This window comes from Mesorhizobium sp. M1050 (assembly GCF_040318715.1).
In the GTDB taxonomy this organism is placed as follows: domain Bacteria; phylum Pseudomonadota; class Alphaproteobacteria; order Rhizobiales; family Rhizobiaceae; genus Mesorhizobium.
Genome location: NZ_JAMYMV010000157.1, coordinates 1 through 2430 on the forward strand (window position 1 = coordinate 1; position 2430 = coordinate 2430).

The 2430-nt window shown below is 61.0% G+C and carries 4 protein-coding genes; all 4 read left to right on the forward strand.

All coding sequences use genetic code 11. The annotated features are described in order from the left end of the window. Positions 1–287 (forward strand): cbb3-type cytochrome c oxidase subunit I (locus tag NKH57_RS33575; protein ID WP_352950644.1); only part of this gene is annotated, 287 nt, incomplete at its 5' end. A gap of 11 nt (positions 288–298) precedes the next feature. Then, entirely contained in the window at positions 299–1030 is a 732-nt protein-coding gene (gene ccoO / locus NKH57_RS33580) for a cytochrome-c oxidase, cbb3-type subunit II (RefSeq protein WP_352950646.1), read from the forward strand. Positions 1031–1042: 12 nt separating this feature from the next. Next, a complete protein-coding gene (locus NKH57_RS33585; RefSeq protein WP_352950648.1) occupies positions 1043–1198 on the forward strand; it encodes a cbb3-type cytochrome c oxidase subunit 3 in 156 nt (51 codons plus the stop codon). After that, a complete protein-coding gene (gene ccoP, locus NKH57_RS33590; protein WP_352950650.1) occupies positions 1195–2058 on the forward strand; it encodes a cytochrome-c oxidase, cbb3-type subunit III in 864 nt (287 codons plus the stop codon). The genes NKH57_RS33585 and ccoP overlap by 4 nt, the downstream gene beginning before the upstream one ends. Positions 2059–2430: the final 372 nt, after the last annotated feature.

Here is a 2430-nt window from a genome sequence, read left to right on the forward strand (position 1 = left end):
GGCTGGCGACACTCGGGATCGTCGTCTACGCCTCGGTCATGTGGGTGTCGGGCATCATGCAGGGCCTGATGTGGCGCGAATACGACGAGCAGGGCTTCCTGGTCTACTCCTTCGCCGAAACGGTCGCCGCCATGCACCCCTACTATGTCATGCGCGCAATCGGTGGAGCCATGTACCTCTCCGGCGCCCTGATCATGGCCTGGAACATCGCCATGACCATCCTTGGATACCAGCGCGAGGAAGAGCCGATGCCCGGCTCCGTTCCCGCCCTTCAGCCTGCCGAATAAGGAGCCAGAAAATGGGCTTGATGGACAAACACGCGCTGATCGAGAAGAACGCCACGCTTCTTCTCGTAGGTTCACTTCTCGTCGTCACCGTGGGTGGCATCGTCGAGATCGCACCTCTCTTCTACCTCGACAATACGATCGAGAAGGTCGAAGGCATGCGGCCCTACTCGCCGCTCGAGCTCGTCGGGCGCAACATCTACGTGCGTGAGGGATGCTATCTCTGTCATAGCCAGATGATCCGCCCGTTCCGTGACGAGGTCGAGCGCTATGGGCATTACAGCCTGGCGGCCGAGTCGATGTATGACCATCCCTTCCAGTGGGGATCGAAGCGTACCGGCCCGGACCTCGCCCGGGTTGGCGACCGCTATTCCAATCTATGGCATGTCGAGCACCTTACGGATCCACGGTCCGTGGTGCCGGAATCGATCATGCCGAGCTATGCGTTCCTGAAAGACACGCCGATCGAGGTGAAGGACTTCTCGACGCACCTGGTTGCCAACAGGCGTGTCGGCGTCCCCTACTCCGATGACATGGTCGCACACGCGAACGCCGATTTGATGGCGCAGTCCGATCCCAACGCCGACACCTCCGGCCTCGAGGCCCGCTACCCAAAAGCCAAGACCGGCGACTTCGACGGCAACCCGCAACAGGTGACGGAGATGGACGCGCTGGTCGCCTACCTGCAGATGCTCGGCACGCTGGTCGATTTCAAGAATTATGACGAGGCCGCCGGCTACCGCTGAGGAGTTTTATCCATGGATTACAATTTGATGCGAGAGTTCGCCGACAGCTGGGGGCTGGTCGCCATGGCCCTTTTCTTTGTCGGCGCAATCGCCTTTGCCCTGCGCCCCGGCAGCCGCAAGCTTGCCGACGAAGCTGCCCGGATTCCCCTTGAGGACGAGCGATCATGAGCGACGAGCACATCGATGAAATCTCTGGCGTTTCGACCACCGGCCACGAATGGGATGGCATCCGTGAGTTGAACAACCCGCTTCCGCGCTGGTGGGTGATAACGTTCTACATCACGATTGTCTGGGCGATTGGATACACCGTCGCCTATCCGGCATGGCCTTTGCTGCATTCGGCAACAAAGGGCGTTCTCGGCTATTCGAGCCGCAACGAAGTCAAGAATGAGCTGTCGGCGGCTGAAGCGGCGAAGGGAAAATATGTCGCCGAGATAGAATCGAAGAGTGTTTCGGAGATCGCGGCAGACGATACGCTACGCGAATTCGCCGTCGCCGCAGGTGGCGCCGCGTTCAGGGTCAATTGCGTCCAGTGCCATGGTTCCGGCGCCCAGGGCTCCAAGGGCTTCCCCAACCTCAATGACGACGACTGGCTGTGGGGCGGTAAGGCGGATCAGATCCAACAGACGGTCACGCATGGCATCCGCTTCGCTTCCGATCCGGATACGCGCCTTTCGGAAATGCCGGCCTTTGGCGACATCATCACCGCCGACCAGATCAAACAGGTCAGCGCCTATGTGGCCAGCCTGTCCGAAACCGTTGGCGATCAATCGATGTTGGCGCCTGGCGCCAAGGTTTTTGCGGAAAACTGCGTGGCCTGTCACGGTGACAATGCAAAGGGCAACAAGGAGCTCGGCGCCCCGGATCTGACCGATGCCATCTGGCTCTACGGATCGGGCGAAGCGGCCATCGCCGCCCAGGTCACAACGCCGAAACAAGGCGTGATGCCGGCCTGGGGCGCGCGCCTGGGCGAAACCAGGGTCAAGGAACTGGCGGTCTACGTGCATTCGCTCGGCGGTGGAGAATAGGAACGGGGGTCTATTCTCCGGCCCTCACCGCCCAAGCGACGAGGCCCGGCTCTGCCGGGCCTCGATTTGTTTTCGTCTGCCCCGGCGATTGACCTGCATCAACGCGGCGCAATCCGGTGGGCGGCACAATACGGTCGACGATGTATTTCGCGCATCTGCCTGCGCCCAGTCAGGACAGTTGCCCGGCGAAATCACGAGCCGCGCGACGGGAGAAACCAGTGCTGGACAATACGCAGGTAGAACGGCTCGAAGCGGAGGCGGTCAACTCCGCCAAAGTGCGACAGCCGATGTATGCCGCGCGCAAGAAGATCTTCCCAAAGCGGGCCACGGGGAATTTTCGCCAGTTCAAATGGCTGGTGATGGCGGTCACGC

Excerpts from the sequence above, each read along its gene's own strand:
- ccoP (WP_352950650.1), top strand. The coding sequence starts at position 1,195 with ATGAGCGACGAGCACATCGATGAAATCTCTGGCGTTTCGACCACCGGC.
- NKH57_RS33585 (WP_352950648.1), top strand. The coding sequence starts at position 1,043 with ATGGATTACAATTTGATGCGAGAGTTCGCCGACAGCTGGGGGCTGGTC.
- ccoO (WP_352950646.1), top strand. The coding sequence starts at position 299 with ATGGGCTTGATGGACAAACACGCGCTGATCGAGAAGAACGCCACGCTT.